Origin of the sequence: Plectonema radiosum NIES-515 (assembly GCF_025753815.1) — a bacterium.
GTDB lineage: Bacteria > Cyanobacteriota > Cyanobacteriia > Cyanobacteriales > Nostocaceae > Hassallia > Hassallia radiosum_A.
Window position 1 is genome coordinate 44,005 of record NZ_JAOWRF010000276.1, and the last position, 24,010, is coordinate 68,014.

Genomic DNA, 24,010 nt, shown 5'->3' on the forward strand with positions numbered 1-24,010 from the left:
TTCGGTGTATCTGTCGGATGATAACACATTCTCGAATGATGACATCCTTCTCAAAGATACCCAAATTAGCTCTCTTACCCCACTATTAGAGAACACCAGCTATACGGTTTCTCAATTACTTTCACTACCATTAAATATTAACAAGGGCAATAAATATTTACTATTTGTCACAGACAAATATAAAAATCAAGGTGAGATAAATGACAACAATAATGTTCAAGCAGTTTCCATTAAAATAAGTGACTTTGACCCAAATCTGTCTTTACTTTTACCTGGTACCCCAGTTCAAAACCAGAACTCAGAAGGTTCCAGCAATCCTGACTTAGTTGTAACAATTGCAACTGCACCCCAAACTGCTGCTTCTGCTTCGTCCATTACAGTGGATTGGATGGTTAAAAATACTGGCAGCTTACCAATAAATGCATCGGGTTGGTACGATTACGTTTATCTTTCGGAAAATACGGTAGTTGATAGTTTTGATATATACATGGATTATGCCGCAATTAACGAAAATTTGTTAGCGGGACAAACCTACACTCATAGCCAAAGTTTTAAACTACCAGAAAATACCAACAGTGGTAAGTGGTACGTGCTAGTTATAACAGATAGAGATAGAAATATTGCAGAAGCTAGCGAAACCAACAACGTCTATGCAATTCCCATTGACATTACTGTTCCCGATTTAACTATTACTACGGCAACTGCTCCAAATAGTACAGCGATTGGTGAAACCGTAGCGGTGTCAATGACGGTGAAAAATAATGGTTCTGTCGCAGCTGCTGGTTATCGGTACGAATCGGTTTATATTTCGGATGATGCAATCTTTGATGCAAATGACCAACACGTTGCTAACTTAAATCGCAGTAGTAACGAAGCTCTAGAAGCGAATGCAACCGAGGTGATTACAGGGGATATAATAATTCCTCAAACCAAGCTTGGGGAGCGCTATCTACTATTTATCACCGATGGAAGTCAAAACCAAAGTGAAACCGACAAAACAAATAACGTTTACGCAACTCCAATTACAATTACTGCCCCAGATTTAGAGGTAAATGAAGCTACGTTTCCTATTACAGCAGCGCTTGGTGAAACTGTCTCAGTTTCTTGGACAGTCACCAATACCGGAAACGTTGTTGCTGGTCGTAATTGGTACGACTACATTTATCTTTCAGACGATACAGTTTATGATGGTTCCGACGAATATGTTGATGCTAGGTCAAATGGGTTAACTCCACTCGAACCAGGGGATAACTACTCCAATAGCGCAAATATTACTATTCCTTCATATGTAACAGCAGGTAATCGTTACTTACTATTTATTGCAGACGGCGATCGCAACCAAGGGGAAACAAACGAGAATAATAATACTAAGGCAATTCAAATCAAAATCAAAGCACCAGACCTTGTAGTTATTGATACTAGTGCCCCAACTACTGCAACAAGTGGTGAGAGCATCAATATTTCATATACGATAAAAAATCAAGGGGAAACAGCAACTTCTACAAGTAGGTTAGACAGAGTTTACTTATCTGATGATGCTGTTTACGATGATTCCGATTGGCTACTTGACGAGCATTGGGTAGATTCGACTCAACTCGGAGTTGATGAAACTTACCAAGTTAATAATATCAGTGTTACGCTACCCAACTATAGAGTTGGAGAACCTGGCAAGCGTTATTTACTATTTGTTACAGATGAACGTAACAATCAATCAGAAAGCAACGAAACCAATAATGTTAAAGCAGTTCCACTCACAATCGCAGGTGAAGCACCTGATTTACGAGTAGTAACAGCAACCGCACCCAGTACGGTGACAGTACAAGAAACAGTATCTGTTTCTTGGCAGGTCAAGAATATAGGTACGTTAACAGCAACCTCTTACTGGTCCGATTTTGTTTATATTTCTGACGACCCAATCTTTGATAGCAGCGATGAGTACCTTAACAATACATGGGTGTCACAAGAAACACCATTAGATAGTAATGGAGAATATACTAAAACTCTCAATGTCACAATTCCCAAAAATCGGGTTGGCAATCAGTATTTATTATTTATTGCCGACAAGTATAAATATCAAAATGAGCTTAACGAGACTAACAACGTCTATGCCGTTGCCGTTAACGTTAAAGCTCCAAACTTGGTAATAACAGATACCGTAACTCCAACTAAAATTTATCCCGGTGAGCGGATTGAAGTTGGCTGGACTGTTAAAAATCAGGGAAATATCTCAGCAAGCCAAGATTGGTATGACCGTGTTTACTTATCTAATGATACAACTTTAGATACAAGTAAAGATTCTTTACTTAAAGAGGTATCAGCTGCAAGATTAACCCCCGTGGTTGCAAGTGGGAAATATACAATTAATCAGTTATTAACTATACCAACTAACACACCAATTGGTGCCCGTTATTTATTGTTTGTAACCGATTTCTACAACAATCAAGGTGAGACAAGCAAATCGGACAACATCAAAGTCGTTCCAATTGTTGTTGGTGACCAACAGCCAGATTTAGTAGTCACCACAGCAATATCTCCCTCACAATCTGCATTAGGAGAAACTATCGCAGTAAATTGGACGGTTCAAAACCAAGGTAATGTAGCTGCCACAGGTAATTGGTATGATTCGATTTATATATCTGATGATTTGGTGTTTGATTCATCAGATGAGCAGTTAACTTCGTATAGTGATTCCGCACGCACAACACTTGCTGTTAATGGTACTTACAGTTTCAATCGCAATATTACCATTCCTAATACTACTACAGGTCAGCGCTACTTATTGTTTGTAGCAGATGCAGCTAAACAAATTGAAGAAAGACTTGATAGCAATAACGTTAAAGCAGTTGCAATTACCCTAACCGCACCCGATTTGGAAGTAACTGCTGCTAGTAGTAATGTAAATAGTGCTGCGTGGGGTGATACTGTTAATGTATCTTGGACAATAACAAATACCGGAGCGTACAGTGCTTCTGCTAATTGGGGAGACCAAATTTATCTTTCGGATGACGCTACTCTCGATGGCACGGATAGATTTGTTGCGTCTTTAAATAATACTGGTAAAGCACCGTTAGCCGCTTTAAGTAGTTACACGCAAAACTTGGGCATCTCCATCCAAAGTAATTGGGGAACAGGAAGTAAGTATTTGTTGGTTGTCGCAGATGCCAATAATGCTCAAGGTGAAACCAACAACAACAATAATGTCAAAGCAATATCTTTTAATCTGACTGCACCCAACCTTACCGTTACAAATGCAAATGTTCCCACATCGGTAACGCTAGGTCAAACAGTTAATGTTGCTTGGTCTGTTAGCAATAGCGGAACGGGTGCAGCTAATTTTAATTGGCAGGACTATGTTTATTTGTCGAGCGATCGCACTCTATCGGACAGCGACATCTACTTAGGACAAAAAACAGCAGATATTTTCAGTCCGCTCTACAGTGCCACCAGCTATACTAATAACTTAGATATAACTATCCCAGATGTCGTAGCAGGCAATTGGTACTTATTATTTGCGACCGACAATAACGGTAATAAACAACCAGAAACCAACGAAGCAGATAACGTCCGTGCTGTTGCCATCTCAGTAAAAGCTCCAGATTTAAAGGTAACTGATGTCACGGCAACAACTACAGGTGTATTGGGTGAGGAAATAACCCTAACCTGGACGGTTAACAATATTGGCACAGGTTCTGCCCTTGCCAATTGGTATGATTATATTTATTTGTCTGCTGATGAAATATTAGATGTAAATGATACTTACCTAGATTGGCAATCTGCCCCTGGTTCAAGTCCTCTAAATGCGTCGAGTAGCTACACTTCACAAAAAAATCTCAGTGTTTCGGGTGTAGTACCAGGTCAATGGTATTTATTAGTTAAAGCTGATGGCAGTGGGTATCAAGCTGAAATCAATGAAAATAATAACGTTTCTGCTGTCCCAATTACTTTAGGTTCGATTGACCTAGTACCAAATATTAATTCAAATTTCAATACTGCGACTTCTGGCACAACTTTGTCCTTGGAGTGGACAGTAAATAACACAGGTACGGCAGCAGCAACAAAAAATTGGGTTGACCGTGTTTACTTATCAACTGATAATAAGTTTGATGCAAACGATTTACTGCTCAATGAATATAATCGCACTCAACCACTCCTAGGAAACAGCAGCTATTCGACGCAACTCGATATCGATTTACCTTTAGAGGTGAGTGGCAATCGCTACCTACTTGTAGTAACAAATGCAGACAATCAAGTAATCGAAACCAACGTTACAAACAATAATGTTGCCAGCAAGTTAATTCAGATTAACCTTGCACCTTATGCAGATTTAGCAGTATCTAATGTCACGTTTACTCCCAATGGAACAATAATTGGCGACCCAGCAAGTGCTACTATCAGTTGGACTGTCAGCAATATTGGTACAGGTGCTGGCATCACGTCCAAGTGGTACGATCGCATTATTGCGTCGGTTGATGGGATTGTTGGTAACAGCGATGACGTAATACTGGGAGAATTTGAACACAGTGGTGCCACCCTTAAAGACGCATATTACAATCAATCCAAGACAATTCAACTCAAAGAGGGATTTGAAGGAAAGTATAAATTATTTGTTCAAACTAATGCACCTGTTCGTGACAGTAACGGCAAAATCATCTACTCGGTGTTTGAAAACGGACTTGAAGCTAACAACACAGTTTCGTCACCCAACGACTTTTTAGTCGCACGTAAACCCTATGCAGATTTAACTGTCACCAAAGTTGATACAGAAGCAACGACAACTTTAACAGGTAGATTCTTCAAACTCAATTGGGAAGTTGCAAATAACGGGATTGCAGCCACTGATAGTGTATCTTGGAATGACACCGTACAGCTAGCACGTAAAAATTCAGATGGTGCGCTTGAATTAATTGGTTCTCCCTACTATTTTGACCGTACAGGTGTCCTTTCAAATCAAAAAGAGAAAAACACATATACCCGCAGTCGTGATGTTTTTATTCCCTACGACTTAGAAGCGGGTACTTATTACTTTGTTGTCACCACAGGTAGTAGCAACAATCCTTACGAATTTATCTACACTGACAACAATACTAAAATATCGACACCCATAACAATTGAACGTGGTACTGCACCCGATTTGTATGTCAGTCGTGTCAGCACCGTACCGAGCGCTCAAGCTGGTAGTAAGATTGATGTAACCTGGCAGGTATTTAACTCGAATGCACCGAATACTGGGGATGCAGGTGGTAAGTGGATTGATTATGTTTACTTGCGGAACATTACTACAGGGGGAACAGTTAATCTTGGTATCTTTGAGCAAGATAATGGATTACAAACAGGTAAATTCTACACTCGCACCGAACAATTTACCTTGGCAGACCGTCTCGAAGGAACCTATGAAGTAGTTGTTGAAACTAATGTTGTTGATGATAGAGGTAATCGTGGTGTCTATGAAGAAATAACTGCACTAAATAATAACACGCTTAAATCAACTTCTAACATTACAGTTAGTCTCCCCACCCGTCCTGATTTACGTGTTAATGCATTAAACGTACCAACAACAGCAATTAGTGCTGGTGGAACAGCGTCAGTAAGTTTTGAAATCAAAAACTTCTCACCAGTTGAAGCAAAGGGTAAATGGACTGATAATGTTTACCTATCGTTAGATGGTACGATTGACGGCAGTGATATCTTAATCGGTAGCTTCGATAACGATAGTGCGCTACCAGGACAAGTCCAATATAGCCATAACGTGGCTAATTTTGAAATTCCTTCATACTTTAGGGAAAAAGCATATATTATTGTCCAAACCGATGCTGGTAACACCATTGACGAATATCCCCAAGACGACAATAATATCAAAGTTGCAGAATTCAATTTAACATCACTTCCACCTGCTGACTTAGTTACAAGTAACGTCGTTGCACCATTACAAGCATTTGCTGGTTCCACAATTAAAGTAAAATATTTTGTTAGCAATGAAGGAATTGGAGAAACAACACGCAACACATGGACTGATTCGATTTGGTTAACTCGTGGTCTAACTCGTCCTTCACCCTTTAATGCTGATGGTGGTTCACAAGATATTCAACTTGCTAGTTTTAGTCATACCGGAACACTACAAACTATAAACGACTTTAAGGGTACAAAATTCTATGAAAACGTTGTAGAAGTTACCCTACCAAATAGTTTGGACGCTGGACAGTGGTATGTTACCGTTTGGTCGGATGCATTAGATGATGTCTACGAAGACACACAAGATATTAACACTAATCCGAATGACCCTAACGAACTTGACAGCAACAATTACTCAAGCAGCAATCGCATCGAAGTATTGTTACCTTCAGCACCAGATTTACAAGTAACATCAGTAAATCCAACTTCTATTGCAACAGGTGGTCAACCATTTAAAGTAACTTGGAAAGTAGAAAATAAGGGTAATGTAGCTATAACTTCGGGTAGCTGGAACGATGAAGTATACATTACTGACGCTCCAACTTTGGAAGCATCAAGAGTTATATGGGACTTAGGAAGTGTTGAACGCAGTACACAGCTACAAGCATTTGGAGGAAGTTACACAGAAGAATTAGAAACAGTACTTTCCCCAGGTGTTAGTGGTAAATATGTCATCGTTAAAACTAACGCTAATCCGGTTGTTAATGTCTGGGAAGGTTCCTACAGCAACAACAATACTTTAAATGCAACAACGGACGTAACAAGCATACCTGCTGATTTTGTTGTCACCGATATCAAGACATTTACTCCAAATTATTCTGGCGATCGCACTACTATAGAATGGACAGTGAGAAATGATGGTGCCGCTGTTTGGTCAGGTACTAGATATTGGTACGATGAAGTATGGATTTCTAAAGATAGTACCTTTGATTCCAACAAAGCTACTTGGTTAGGACTGTTTGCACAAAACCTTCCAACTGGTGGTTTAGCTACTGGTCAATCTTACACTCAAAAGCAAACTGTAACATTGCCAGCAGGAATTAAAGACAATTACCACATCCACGTTTTTGCTAACCAAAGCATTGCAGATGGTTACTATAGCGGTGGTGTACCAACTGGTGGGGGTGACAACTATTGGACGGGTGTTGGTTATCAAACCCGTGCTTACGAAGTTACCTCGAACAATTATAATAAAGCTGCAATTCCAGTTATTTTCCGTGAAGCTGATTTAGCAATTAGCAACATTACAGTTGAACCGGAACAAGCAGGTGTTAATCCTAAATCTGGGGAAACAATTACCGCAAGTTGGAAAGTCACCAACACTGGAACTCGTGATACCCGTGAAAGCGAATGGATTGACCGCGTTTATCTCTCGCTGGGAGATAATAGTTTAGATGGCAAAGATATTTTCCTTGGTGAATACAAGCATACCACTGGGTTGAAGAAAGACGAATTTTACATACGCACTCAACAGTTCGTCCTGCCAGATAATATATCGGGTAATTACAAAGTTATAATATTCACCGACTCAAACTATGCATATGCACCGTATGCTGGTAATGATCTGAATTTTGAATGGTGGTTAGACCGAAAATTTGCCCGTGTACCTGAATTCGATCAGGAAGATAACAACCAAGACAATGTTTCCTTAACTATTGACCCGACAATATTACCTGATTTACAAGTTACTGCACTTAAAACCCAAGAAAGTGGAGTTGCAGGACAAAAACTCAACGTTGAATACACTGTCACCAACGTTAGTCAAAGAACAACACCACTACGTCAAAGTGATTGGACAGATTTAGTATACCTGTCCCGCGACCAAAAACTTGATTTAGTTGCTGACCGTTATCTTGGTTATATATCCCATACAGGTGGGTTAAGTGCTTCGGTCAGCTATACCAATAAACAAACTTTTGATTTACCTATCGACCTTGATGGTTCATATTACGTCTTTGTTGTCACTGACCCACAACAAAGCAACCCGCGTGGAGTAGTATATGAAGGTAGCTTAGAAGGTAATAATAGCTTATTTAACGACAAACCTTTAATTATCCGGCGCCCAGACCCAGTAGACTTAGAAGTAGATACTCTAACAAATACTATTACCGTCCCAAGTAATAGCAAAGTGGGAGAAACAGTTAACAATATTAAGTGGACGGTTAAGAATAACAGCTCTTATAGCATTACTGGTGAATGGAGTGATGCAGTATATATAAGGCTAGATGAGAAAGGGAATATAAGCGATCGCTTAATTGGACGTAAAACCTTTAAAGGAAGTCTTGCGGGTAATGATGTTACCGATGGCAGTAATACTTACTCACTCGAATTAAACACAAACGATAATATTCTCCTACCAGGTGTAACACCGGGTAACTACCGCATCATTGTTCGCACCGATGTTTACAACTCTGTCTATGAAGGTGTTAACGGTGGAGAAACCAACAACCTAAAAGCAAGTGGAGACACTTTCAAAGTTAATGCATCAGAAATAAAACTTAATATTCCTCAAACTACAACTCTACGCAAACAGCAAGAAAGGTTGTTTGAACTTGAGATTACCGAAGTTGGTCAAACAATCCGCATTACAACTGATGGTAGTGAAGGAACAGGAAATGAAATATATATCGGTTTTGGTGAAGCACCTACAAGTACCAAATACACCAGCATCTCAAAAGGTTTAATTGGTTCTGACCAAAGTGCAATCATTTCTAACACCAGACCAGGTAAATACTATATATTAGTACGTGGTATCGAAGGTAGTGACGAACCAATAACAATAAAAGCAGAAGTATTGTCATTTAGTGTCACCGACATTGCAACGGACAGAGGTGGTGATAGTCGTTATGTTACCACTACCATAATCGGTGCTCAATTCGATGATAAGACTTTTGTCAAACTAGTTCGTCCCGGTATTGGTGAATTTATAGCATCTAATATCAAGCTAATTGATAGCACTACAATTAAAGCAGTATTTGACCTCACCAACGCACCGCATGGATTGTACGATGTTAAGGTTAGCAAGACTACTGTTGGTAGTACAACTCCAATTGAAGCGACTTTACCTTACCGTTATTTAGTTGAGCGTGCAATTGAGACCGACGTTACGGTAGGATTGGGTGGACCCAATATCCTTGCACCTGGAGAAACTGGTACATATCGAGTATCGGTAGAAAGTCTCACTAATATAGATACACCTTACGTCCACTTTAGTTTTGGTATTCCCGAACTTGGAGAAAATCCAATTTTAGAAATACCTTACGTCAAATTCACTTCAAACTTACGGGGAGAACCTGATAAGAACCCCGATGGTAAACTTGACGATGTTCCTTGGGCTTCAATTGTATCAGACGTAAACTTAAATGGACAGATTCTTGCACCTGGTTATGTGATTGACTTACCCAATGCAGGGTTTACGGGAATGAACTTCAATGTTCAAACTTATCCCGGATTGCAAGAAATTCTCCTACAAAACCCCGAATTGTTAGAAGAATTAAGCGGTGATGATTTAGCGTTTAAATTTAATATCGTCGCAACAGCAACAGCGATGACTCGTGCAGAGTTCGTTGCAGAACAATCACGAGAAGCACTCAAATTACGACAAGCTATCCTTAAGGATACAACTGCAACACCTGCATTAATTAATCTTGCTGCCAATAGTGACACTTGGACAAACGCATTCCTTGCAGCATTGGAACAAACAGGATTATTGCGTCCAGATAATGGTATACTACCAATCCGAGAAAGTCAGCAAATTATCAGTTTAATAGCAACACTGTCTACAGGTTTATTAGTTGGTCCTGCTGGTAAAGAAATCAAATCAACTGGTAATCTCGTCAACTTCTTTGAAAATGTTCGTAAATGGTATGGACATGACGCAAGCAAAATTGGTAGTAATGCAATTCCTGATTTAAAACAATTTGATAAACGACTATCAAGTAAAACACACTCGCAAGCATTTAGTATCTACGTACCGTTCAAAGAAGCAAGAGTAGAGTTACCGCAAGGTGTAGCAGTACCAGCACCTAATTTTGGCAGTGCATTTACAACACCCAGCAGCACAAGTAACCTTGTCTCACTAACAGGACCAATTGGTTACGGTAACGATAATATTATCCCACTCGGCGCAGACTTACCCTACACAATCAGGTTTGAAAATGCTGCAACTACACCAACTGCTGTTGGAAAAGTCCAGCTTGTCACAAAACTTGATGATGATTTAGACGAACGTAGTTTCCAACTTGGTGGACTTAAATTAGGAGATATCCAAGTAAATATTCCTGCTGGAAGAAGTTCGTTCCAAGGAGACTTTGATTTTACAGCAACGAAAGGATTTATATTACGAGTCAGTGCAGGAATTGATTTACCAACTAAAACTGCATCTTGGTTACTCGAAGCAATCGACCCAGAAACTGGAAATGTAATCAAAAACCCCAACGTTGGTATTTTACTGCCGAATGATCCGAATGCAATAGGCGCTGGATTTGTCAGTTACACAATTGCACCATTAAATAATAGTAAAACCGGAATAGAGATAACCAGCACTGCCAAAGTTATCTTCAACACAACTTCCCCAATCGATACAAATCGTACTGTAAGTAAAATCGATGGTGCAGCACCAACTGGGACAATTACTGCAACACCACTTGGTAGTAATAATAGTGCGACAAACAATCTTCCACTCGCAACAGTTAGTGGTAGCACTGATTATAAAGTCAAGTGGAATGCGACTGATGAAAGTAATGGTTCAGGGGTTAAGCATGTAACTATATATGTTGCCGAAAATGGTGGAGACTTCAAAGTATGGAAATCTCAAACACTTCACACAGAAACAATATTTAGTGGTAAAGCAACATCTAAATATGAATTCCTTGTTCTTGCAACCGACAATGCAGGTAATAAGCAAACACCACCATTAGGAATTACTGCACCATCGGATGGGTTTAGCGTCAACTTGGGTACTATCCCAACTGTTGGACAAACTACCTTACAGCAAATATTACCACCAGAAGCGCCTGCACAACAAATCTCGACAAATCAATTATTTATTCAAGCGAAATCTGAAAATAATACTCCAGCTACTTTACCAACAATAAATAAACCTGAATTTGAACAAGTCCTGCGACCATTTAGTGCAAGTGCATTTGCAATTAATATTCCAACAAGTAATGCTTCGATTGGTGCAATGGCGATCGCACTCCTACCGGATGGTACAGTACTTGCTAGTGGTGGTGCCAATCGGGGTTCTATATACCGCTTCAATTCAATAGGTGGAACTGCTGCAACACCACTTGCAACATTACCACATCCCGTTTACGATATGGCAGTTGATCGTAATGGTACATTATGGGCAACTACAGGTGGTGGTCCTTTACTACAACTCGATTCACAAACTGGCAAAATAATCAAGTCTTATGGTGAAAGTATTACTCAAGCACTGGCAATTAATTCAGCGAGTGGGTTAATTTACGTTTCTTCGGGTAATGGGATTGAGATATTTGACCCTGTAAAAGAAACATTCAAGCATTATAGTGACTTGCGTGTTGATAGTTTAGTGTTCGATAGTAAAGGTAATTTATGGGGTACATCGTGGCCTGATAGAGGACTGGTTGTCAAGTTTGACAACAAAGGTAACGCACAACGAATGCTATCGTTATCAGAACCAGTAGATTCCTTAGCATTTGGTCAGACTAATAGTCAATTAGCAGGATTAGCGTTTGTTTCTACGAATAAAGGTGATGTATTAATGGTAGATTTAGCTACCATGCAATACGTTAAAGTTGCAACCGGGAAAACAGGCGCCACTTGGGGTGAGAATATAGAAACAACACCTGATGGTCGAGTACTAATTAGCCATTCGAGTCAAATCGATGTTCTCAGTCCAATTGTTGCACCAAAAGTTGCTGCAACCAATCCTGTTAAAGATGCGATTATTGCTTTACCGCTAAATACTATCAACGTCACGTTTGATTCAGATATGTTTGCGGGTGTAAGTAGTGACCTCGCATCGGTACTCAACCCAAATAATTATCAGTTAGTTGATGCCAACAGTAATATTATTAATCCTGTATCTGTACAATATGACGCAGCGAGAAAATCAGCATTACTTGGATTTAATAGCTTTGATGCAGGTAACTATGAATTTAAGGTACTGCGTAATATCAAGAGTACGGCAGGTGCTGAATTAGAAACTGCATATAGTGAGAGATTTACAACTATTTCTAACTTTAGCAACTTAGTTGATTTTAACTTTAGTAATGCTAGGAGCGTTCGTGGAGCGACTCCGGAGGAGTATCGCTCTACAAATACAGTATCTTATGATGTCACAATTACGAGTAAAGCTGACCAAGACTTGTTGCTACCTGTAATGTTGCTGTTAGATCCAAGTGCAACATTCACTGGAACACCACTTGGTGCAGTTGGAAAAGCAAATAATGGTGCGTATCTGCTTGATTTAAAGGATAGTTTACCCGACGGTCGTCTCAAACCGGGTCAATCAACTACAACTCGTACCATTACTGTTAATAATCCGGATGCATTGAGGGTTGAATTTATACCCGACATCTATGCAATGCCATATCCCAATATTGCTCCGGTAATTACTTCAAATGCGGTGACAACTGCTATTGTTGGACAAAATTATAATTATCAAGTTGCTGCGAATGACCCAGATGGTAGTGTGTTGGGATACTTGCTGTACGATGCACCAACTGGAATGCAGGTTGATAATAATGGGTTGATTAGTTGGACTCCTGTTGCAGGTAGTGCAAATCAAAACGATGTGGTTCTATATACTTACGATTTGCGTGGTGGTTATACAACGCAGTCGTTTACTATCAATGTTTTAGGGGCAAATAATAAACCTGTATTTAATACTCCTGCGGTTAGCGGTGGCACAATTACTACTAATAGTAATAGTGGAACAACAACCACTTCCCCTACAATAATTCGTGGTGCTGAAGGTAAAACTCTACAAATTAAAGTTGGCGCCACAGATAGTGATAAAGATAAACTGACGTATTGGGCAGTGAATCTACCTGGTGGTTCAGTATTCGACCCAACCACAGGTATCCTTACATGGACACCTAATTATGAACAAGCTGGAACCTATGAAAATGTTCAGTTTGTTGTTAACGATGGCAAGGAAAGGGTAACACAAACTGTAAATATTCTGGTTGCACCAACCAATCAGACACCAACACTGGTACGTCCTGTTGATAAGATTGTCCGTGAAGGTGATTATGTCCGCATTCAATTAAAAGCAACCGACGCAGATAATACAGCATTAACTTACTTCAGCAATTTACTTCCAGGTGGTGCCACTCTCGACCCAGTAACAGGTGTGTTTGAATGGACACCTGCATACTTCCAAGCTGGTGAGTTTGAAATACCTTTCAATGTTACTGATGGTGAGTCGATTACAACGCAAAGCACCAAAATTACTGTATTGAATGTTAACGCTGCACCTCTATTTGAAGGATTAACCAAATGGGAAGCGCAAGAGGGTGAAAGTATTAGATTCCGTGCATTTGCCTTTGACCCAGATAACCCAGGATTTGTACCACAAGACCGTAACAGTAAGGGTGAATTAACGATCCTTGAAGGTAGTGACCCAACTGTTACTTATACCGTGTCAGGTTTACCAACGGGTGCGTCCTTCGATGTTGACACCGCAATGTTTACCTGGACACCTGGTTACACGAGTGCAGGTACATATAATGTCACCTTTACTGCTACTGATGATGGTAATGGTACTGGGGTAAGTAAGGTGACATCGATTATTGTACCTATCACCATTCGTAATACGAATCGGGCGCCATTATTTGATAATGTTGCGATTGCAAGTGGTGGTAGTAATACAACCAAAACCATCACTACCTTCAATCCAGATGGTACACCTGTTGTTGATAAAACAGCATTTACCAATGTTGATGTTAATAGGGGTGAGGTTAAGGAAATAACCTTCAAAGTTAGCGACCTTGAAAGCGATGCACTCTCGTTAAACCTTGAACTCGAACGCAATGCGGGTGATGGTATACCCAGCTTTATTAAACCATTGCGTAACAACAATGATGGTACATGGACGTTGCGTGTAGAACCAGGTTTGGATGCATTTGGTAACAACTACTCGTTTAGACTGGTTGCAACCGAAGTTCGTAGTGATGGAACAACTGCACTCAACAGCATATTACCATTCAACGTTAATATTATCGCCCCAAATAGCGCACCGAAAATTGGGTATATAGGAAATAAAGTTGCAGTCCTTGGTGAGACTTTAGATTTTATCATCAACACTAGCGATGCCTACGGCGGGCTTCGCCAACGCGACCAAGATGCACTTACCTACTCGTTTACAGGATTACCCGAAGGTGTTACAAATCTTATTCCTACCACTGCATACGGTCAAGCACGATTTACTTGGACACCAACTCAAAATGATGTTGGTAAGATATTACCTGTTACTATTACCGTCAGAGATAGTGGTAACGCTGGTAAAGGTGATGTTCTAAGCGATACGCAAACAGTTAACATAGTTGTTCGTAACAGTAACACTGCACCTGTATGGTCAACAATCAACCCACAGACAGTTAATGAAAACAGCACTCTCAATTTACAACTTGCTGCTACAGACAGTGACGGGGATAAACTAACCTACGATGCGCGTAATTTACCTGTTGGTGCAGTCTTTAATCGAGAAACTGGGTTATTAACCTGGACTCCTGACTATTCTCAAGCTGGAACTTACAACATTTCTATAATTGCATCTGATGGTAATAAGTCAGCAACACGACCACTCACCATCACGATTAATAACACCAACCAAGTGCCTATATTTACACCGCTTGGTGTTCAGTATGGTCAAGAGAACGACCGGGTAACGTTCAAGTTGGTTGCGGACGATGCAGACGGTGCCACTGTTGAATATACTGCTGTTGGTACATTACCGCAAGGGGCAATTTTAGATAGCCGCACGGGTGAATTTACTTGGAAACCTAATTATGAACAAGCTGGGGAACATGTCCTTAAGTTCCAAGCTAAAGACCCAGGTGGTGCAATAACAACACTTGATGTTGTTGTGAGTATTGCCAATGTAAATCGGGCACCCAAACTTATAGTATCTGATAGAGCGATCGCATTGGGTGGTAAGTTGGAATTCAAACTTGCCTTTTGTGACCTCGATGCTAATACTACCCTTAAATACAGTGCAATCAATTTACCAGATGGCACCACACTTGATACTGCAACTGGACAATTTAGCTGGCAACCTAACCCAGGACAAGTTGGTAATTATACTGTCACATTTAAGGTATCAGATGGCGATTTAACTGCAACTGAAACTGCTTTAATTAAAGTAGCATTGGTGTCTGTTCCTCCGACTGTCACGTTAGATTTAACACCCAGTTTCCCCGCTGTACCTGGACAAAAAGTTATAGTCCAAACGCAAGCAGCAGGACTAGCGGCAATTACCTCACTAACAGCTAGAGTTGCTGGTGTTGAAGTACCAATTGACACATTTGGTAGATTTGAGTTTACACCTACTGCACCAGGAATAGTTGTTGTAGAAGCGATCGCTGTTGATGCTTCGGGTCTCTCTTCTCGCACTAGCAAGGTTGTTAAAATACGCGATGTCAATGATGATGCTGCACCAGTTGTATCGTTTGCCGCTGGTTTTGATGGTAGCAAGGTAATAAGTGCAACTAATATTACTGGGGTGATTGCTGATACGAACCTGGATGAGTGGGTGCTACAAGTAGCTGACTTTGGTAGTAGTGAGTTTACAACAATTGCACGCGGTACTCAATCTCTCAACGGGGTATTGTCTCAATTTGACCCTGGTAAATATGAGAATGGTTTCTATCAATTACGTTTGAGTGCAACTGATATTAGTGGACGCACCAGCACTACCCAATCGGTACTTGAAGTATCAAGTGCATCGAAAAATGCATATGTACGTAAGGAAACCGACCTGACGACGACGATTGGTGGTGTGACTCTCAATTTGGTACGCAGTTACAATTCGCTACTCAGTGATGAAGCTGGTACGTTCGGCAATGGTTGGAGTTTGGCAAACATTGATGCTGATATCCAAACTAATGTACCACTAACTGGTAGGGAAGAACTTGGTGTATACAATCCGTTCCGTGCTGCTACGCGATTGTACCTGACTGCACCAAATGGGGAACGGGTTGGATTTACGTTTGCTCCCACTAAAACAACTATCCCTGGTGCTACATACTACAACCCAGCATGGGTTGCTGATAGTGGTGTTAGCTATACCCTGGAGTCGGTTGATAGCAAGCTAATTCAGTCTGGTAGTAGTTTCTACGATATGAAAACTGGGTTTGCTTACAACAATCCTGCAAGTGGTAGATTTGATGGGTACGAGTATAAATTAACTGCGAGCGATGGTAATGTTTACTATCTCAGTACTGGCAAAGGTGTGATTGAGCAGGTTGCTACAAATGGTACTTCGTTAGTTTACAGCGATAGTGGGATTACTAGCTCGACTGGTGAGACAATTCGGTTTGTGAAGGATACTACTGGTAGGTTGCAGGAAATTACTGCACCCGATGGTAGTTTGGTTCGGTACAGCTATGAGGGTGATAATTTAGTTGCTTCACGCAATCTCTCTACGGGAAGTGTTAGCCGCTACGGTTATTCTACCCCCCCCCTCCCTCTCTCCCCCTCCCCCACTCCTCTTCTGACCTTAGCAAGTGGTAATCCTGGTACTCCGGGTAGTGCGATCGCTTATGGTGCTACACCGCAAGTATCTACCGTGAAGGGTGATTTGGGTGGTGCGGTGCAGTGGAATGGTCAGTCAATGAGTGGAGTTGGTAATGAGCGATACACGTTTAGTTTGAGAGATAGCGAATTAAGCTCGACTGCGACGGGTATTGTTCTAGTTGGTGTGGATATTACTGGGGGTGGTGTGTCTAAATCGGGGTTGACACCAGTAGCTAGTAATGGTGGTTATGTGCTGTATGCTATTGATAAGGCAGGGTTGAATCAAATTGAAGTTGTGGGGAATGGCGCGTATAATCTGCAACTTTCAATTGCTGGGGATGTTAACCGCGATGGGACTGTGGATGGTGTTGATAGTGGGTTGTTGGGGAATGCGATCGCACTCGGTAGTTATAATCAAGCTTATGATTTCAACCGTGATGGTGTATTAAATGCGGCTGATGTGCAGATTCTGGGTAGTAATTACGGCTTTAGTGCAAATCGGGCGCCTGTTGTTAAACCAACTAACGTACTAACCCATGTTGATTTGGATGCAACGGTTGCGTTGAATAAGTTAGCTACCGACCCAGAAGGGGATGCGGTATTCTTCCGGATTATTAATGCTGAAAATGGTAGTGCGAAATTTACGGCAGATGGGAAGTCGGTGTTGTTTACCCCAAATGATGATTATTTTGGTGCTGCCAGTTTCAGCTTGGTAGCTGATGATGGGTATAGTACGTCTGCACCATTTAAGGTGGATGTTAATGTTAGTAATGCAGCGCTGATTAATCTCGACTTTGTGAAGCGCGGTTTGCGTTTGGATAAGGGTGAAAGTACTGAGTTGGTGGTAATTGGGGATTTTGCTGACCAAGATAATGTACTGCTGCCTTATTCGTACTTGCAGTTCAATCAGGATAAGTCTGCGGTAGCGACTGTTTCAAATCTGGGTATAGTGACGGGTTTATCTGATGGTGTATCTGTACTAAGAGCTTCTCGCAATGGTATCTCTGCTGTTACTGCCATCAGGGTGGGTGATTTACAGCCGACTAATCAAACTGAGTTGAATGTTGCTCTAGCTGAACAAGAAGGTCTAGACTTGTACCCTGAAGCTGTCATGCTAACTATTGGTGCAACAAGACAATTATTAGTTAGTTTATACGGAGTAGAGGAATCACCAGACCTGAAATTTCAAGAAGCTGGCACTCGCTACTATGTCAGCAATCCTGGGATTTTGCAGATAGGTAAAGATGGGCTAATTACCGCTTTAAATGAAGGTATTACCAACGTAACAGTAATTTACGGTGCAGAGTCAGCAATAGTACCCGTGCGTGTAGAAACACCTCATCTGGGCGAGACTAAACTCGGCATAAATGGCGGAGTTATTCAATTTGGTGATGGTGCAAACCGTTCACTGCTAATGTTATCTCAAGGCGCATTGCTCGAAGATACAAACGTTAACTTTACACTCTTAGATCAAAAAGAAGATTTATCACTACCAGTTCCTGGTGGGTTTGAGTTTGTTGGTGGCTTTAACTTAGATATTGGTGACAATAATCTTTTAATCCCAGCACAGGTTGCTATTCCTGCACCAGCCAATTTACCTGTTGGTACTGAAGTTTACTTGATGCGTTTTGGTTCAATGCCTGATGCTACAGGAACTTGGCAGCCTATGTGGATATTGGAAGAATCGGCTAAAGTCACCGCAGATGGGATGATTCGCACCCAATCACCTCCATATCCAGGTGTAACCAAACCTGGTGAATATGCAGCTTTTTACTCAGGAGTTGCTGGTAGCGGTAGCCTAGTCAAAGGGAAAGTAAGCCTTGAATACAAATTTCCGCCAGCCTTCTATGGGATTTTAATTCCACCACCATTACCCGATATTAATGTTGGAGAAATTGGATTTGGTATCGCTTTAGCAACATTCCCCAATAGCAAAAATAAAATAATCAAAGAACTTGGTGAGGTACTTCAAATATTAAAAGCGCCTCTGGAAACAGTTGCAAAAATCACAGAAATTGTAGAAAAAGCACAAACTCTTGCAGAAGTTGGGGCTGCTTTATCACAAGGACATATTGATGCAGAAGTTTTGAAAAAAGTTACTCAAGTACTAAAACCTTATAGTGCTTTTGGACAATTACTAAATCCAGATTTGTTTGTCTCTATCCCAGCATTTAAGGTTTCTTACGATATTTCATCAATTAATATCGTGCAAGTTCCTACAGTTGGACTACCTGTAATAACTTCTGCCAAAGTACAACTCAATCCAGATGGGATAGCCACCTTTGAAACCAGGTTAAACATAAGCGCACCAACGACAACAGACCCATCTACACCGCCAGTTTTACAAAAAGCAGAACTGAAGTTTGAGAATAATGAGCCAGTAGTAATTCTCACAGGCAGTAACTTCATAATTTCTGACGCCACCGCTAATAATTCCAACACTAGATTTGAAGATTTGGTTGTTAATTTCCGTGTTGGCAACGCAACTTATCAAGGCACAGTTTTGTCTGGACAAGACTTGGGTAACAATCAATTTGAAATTAAAGTCAAACCCTCAAACAAAGCTGCTTTAGGAAGCGCCCAAATTTCAATCACTCGACCTCAGCAAGAACGCTTTGGTACTGAACAGACAAGTTATCAAACGATTAATTACGACAGTAATTCTATTCGATTCTCAGCTAATAATGGTTATGTTTTAGCAGCCCAACCTTGGAGTGATAGGGTAGCTGTTTTACAAGGAACAAACCCAGAAGCAGTAGTTGAAGCGACAAGCAGCAAAGATTTATTGGTAGCGCGTATTCCTGTAGGTGCTTCGGGGGTGGCAGATAGACCACGAGATATTGCTTTTACCGCAGACGGTGCTCGTGCTTACGTAACTTTAGAAAATTCTGGTCGCATTGCACTGATTGACCCATTGTTCTTGCAACCAATAGATACAAACCCAGACACTGAAGAAATTGACACTATCAATTTACCAACTGCTGCTTCACCGCGCGCAATTGTGATTGACAAGCAAGACCAATACGCTTACATTGCTGATGGACGACTGGGACTAATATATGTATTAGATATTAATCCAACCTCAAAGACTTACCATCAAGTAATTCAAAACATCCAAATTAACAATGCACCTCGTGGATTACGCGAACTAGCAATTAACAGTGATGGTCGTAAGTTGTTTGCAACGGTACCTGCGTTTGGTACAGAAAAAAGTAAGATTGTGGTCGTTAATATAGACCCCAAAGATAAACCTGAATCTAACCAAAATAATCTTCGTCGATGGCACGAACAATTTGCCACAATTGATGCTGACAGAGGAGTAGAGGGGTTAGCAGCTACATCTGACCCGCATTTTATGACCTTCACCAATCGTAAAAATGATGGTACGGGTTACGGAGTTTTGGAAATAACAAATGATGAAGCCTCAATTTTCTTTGCTGCTACTACGCGCTACGCTAAATTAAATCTTGGTAGCATTCATGACTATTTTGATGTTAATGAAGGTGTGGCAGTTACTATAACCAAAGACAAAAAATACGGGTTTGTAGCTGGTTTTAATGGCAGTAACTTTGGTTACGGTATTGAAAGTATTGATGGAGTCCAAGCAGGTAGCAATATTGGCATTATTAAAGACCCACTCAGCGATAATCCATTATTGTTTGCCGCTACACGACCCATTCCTCTGGGGTTAACTAGCGATTTAGCGCTTTCCAATGACGATAAATACTTGTATGCTTCTTACCCACTAGGTGGTGGTGTATATGTATTTGATGTCGAGGAAATGATAAAAACTTTGGAACACCCAACTGACTATACTATTGACCAGTTTGGTAGACCAATTGATTCTAAATTCTTCGACCCTCGTTACCAACGTCCGGCTAACATCTTTGACTTTGATACGGTACCGCTTGATGATATTAACCCAAAAATCAGTGTTGCTGCTGATTATGGAATTATCAAAGAAAACCGGGTGAAAAATCAGTTTACTTATGGGGTGTTCGAGGGAAGTAATCGCGCTCCTGTAAACGTTGGTGTTGTCAGAAATCTGGCTGTGTCGCCTCCAGATATACTGAAGTTAACAAGTCCGAATGGGATTAAAGAAGGAGATTTAACTCCTACCTTTACTTGGGATTTTCAAATTCCTGATGAGCAAGTTAAGGAAGTTAACCTCTTTGTCAGTACTTTTGCTGAGGGTAAAGGTTTATTGCCTTGGGATCGGGTGGTTGATTTATCTGACTCAGAGTTCTTACCTGAGTTGAACCAACAGCAAAAGCAGCAACTGTTAACAAAATCTTGGGATGGGTATGATGATTTCAATCCGGGACGAATTGTTACAGCGACTTGGAAACGAGAAACTAATACTTGGTACTGGCACGATGGTACTACTGTTGTTGCTCAACCGACTAATGACCCGGAAAATAACAATACTCGCTTCACTTTACCAGATAACAGCAGACTAACGGCTGGTCAAAATTATAATTGGGCTGTACAAGCTGTTAGCAGCACAGGGCAATCTGAACTTGAGTTTGGTAATTTTAATACAATTACTCCTTTTAATGCAAATCCTTTTAGTAGTGTAACTGTCCTTACTCATGGGTTTACGTTGTTTCCATCAAATACGGGGATTCCTGATAATTTCTATGATTTAGCAGACAGTATTACTTCTGGTAGTGGGGATTCACCGTCAGAGAAAGGGTTAATTCTACGTTATGACAAGCCTACAGGTCTGTGGATTCCTGTAGATAATAAGGCACGGGTACTTGCTAACTTGACGGGTGGTCTGAATCCTGGAGATGACAATTATTTGGTCACGTTAGCAAACAATATTCAAAGCAAATATGTCAACCAAAATAAAGCATTGGTATTGCTTTCCGAATGGTCTACAGGTGGTGAGTCAACACAACCAAATAGCGGGTTTACGGAAGCTGCTGCTGATGCAATTTTCGCTTCGATTGTGCAATTGGATCAAGCTTTAGGTGGTGATGTTGGAGAGCATGATGCTAGTGGTAATTTGGTGAGGTTGTATGATGATAAAGGGGATTTAATTCGTACTCAAGGAGCGCTGTTCGATTCGTCGTTACACTTTATTGGTTTTAGTCGCGGCACTGTTGTTAATAGTGAGATTATTCAACGATTGGGAACTTATTTTCCTTATGCTGGTGGAAAGATTAATGCTGATGGGACACCAGTTGTTGATAGTAATGGTAAGGCAGTTCGTGATTTGCAGATGACGACTATTGACCCTCATGATTTTTCTCAGGAGAGTTTGAAAGTAGATTTAGTACTTCCTGGGACGATAATAAAGGATTTTAGAGATTTTAATGAACCTACGGTTCAAGTTTGGGATAATATTACTTTTGCTGATAATTATTATCAGACTGTAGCTGACCCTAATGGTTCTACTTGGACTCCTAATGGTCGGTCTATAGATGGTGCTGATATCAATATGTCGCTTAATGGGATGCCTGGGTTTACCAAGGATGACCAAAGAGGAGGTCCGCACGGAAATGTCTTTTCGTGGTATGCAGGAACAGCTAATTTAGCAATAGATGAAGTTGATAATGGATATACGCAAAAGGCACGACCCATTTATGACCAATTAGGTGAAAGGAGTGTTGAAGAGTTACTTGATTCAAATAATGATAATGTCACGCTGACACCTTGGTACTTTTCGGCTGGTAATCAAGGTTCTACGGAGGGTATTGGTACTGGTTGGTTTTATTCTGTGTTGGGTGGTGGTAAAGATCAGCGTCCAACTGTGGATATGAGTAAGCGTGTGTCAGTAAGTTACGATAATACTGATGAGGATGTTGCTAAGGGTGATTATGCAGTTCCCACGCTGTTTGATGGTAATTTTGATGCGATTACTGCCAAGATTGACTCACAAACTATCCCTGGTTGGTCTTTACATAATGACAAAAATGATACCTTTCAATTACCTTTGGTTGATTGGACAAATATTACATCCCTTAACCAACCTCGTATTGTTGTAGAACGCGATACAGCAGGCAATCCAATTAAAACAGAAAGCTATTTGCAACGATTAGGAATTGATTCTAATTCTCCTACGAACTACGCTTTGGAGTTAAGACCTAATGACATCATCACTCACAACCGTTTTGTTGTCCCTGATTGGGGTGCATTGCGGTTTGATTTGCATGTACCAGACCCTGAATCTGCTACTGCTGCTCAAAATAGTGTTGTCAGAGTTTTTCTTGATGACTATGAACTACAAAGCTCTGCTTTTCAGGGATTAGTGAAAGGAAGTCAGGGTGGCGAATATCCATCTGTTGACTTGCGTGAAGTAGATGGAGATATAGGTGCGAGGAATGGAGAAGGTCAATCTAACAGGATTGGTTTTGCAAAAGAAGGATTTCAGACTTTTCAGCTTGACATCCCTAATGAATTACGTGGAAAAGTAAAAACTCTTAGATTTGAGGTGAATGGAGGCAAAACAGTTTATTTAGATAATATTTTCTTCAAGAGTCAACATCTATTATTTGGTAATCCCGCATTAAATGGGCAAGAAGCTAGAAAAGATATAAATACTCCTGAATTTACTTCTGACTATAAAACTTATATTCCCAACGATCCTCTGAGTGATTTTTCTGATAACTATCTAATTGAAAGACCACAGTATTCTCTCTCATATAATAATGATTTAAAAAACCCTAACTGGGTTAGTTATCAATTCAATAAATCTTGGCTTGGTGCTGAAAATCAGAGTGGTTTTGGAAGTGATCCTCGTCTGCCTTTTGCAATTCAAATTCAACAGAATGATATTCCTGATAATAGCGGTTATCAAAGAGGACATATAGCTACTGCTTCCCATCGTAGCCGAAATAAGCAAGATTATGTAGCAACGTACTTAATGAGTAATATCATTCCTCAGCCCTTGGAAAAGCCTAATGATCGATGGTCACAATTAGAACTATATTTAACCGACTTAGTTAAAATTCACGATAAGGAACTTTACATTATTGCAGGAAGAGATGGCGCAACCGTTAAAACCATAAAGTCAAAAGTAAATGTTCCGGAAAGTATTTGGAAAGTAGTATTAGTGTTGGATAAACCTGGACAGGGTATCTTAGATGTGAATAAAGATACTCTCGCTTTTGGAATTAGACTACCAAATTCTCTGGCTCCTTATACAGGTACTGATCCTAAATATATGGGTAAAAATGTTGGTCAAGATCCAAATAAGGATTGGACAACAAATTTTTCACTTATGGGTAATCAATATGGACTGTTTAATGTAGAAGAGCTTGAAAAAATAACAGGATATAATTTTTTATCCAATATTTCTACAGAAATTCAGGAAGCAATTGAAAACCAT

1 pseudogene is annotated in these 24,010 nt (G+C 40.4%); it reads left to right on the top strand.

The window, feature by feature from the left end:
• Positions 1-4 precede the first annotated feature (4 nt).
• Positions 5-23,971: pseudogene (locus OGM63_RS19165) on the top strand (CARDB domain-containing protein); the annotation flags it as partial.
• Between the last annotated feature and the right edge of the window lie 39 nt (positions 23,972-24,010).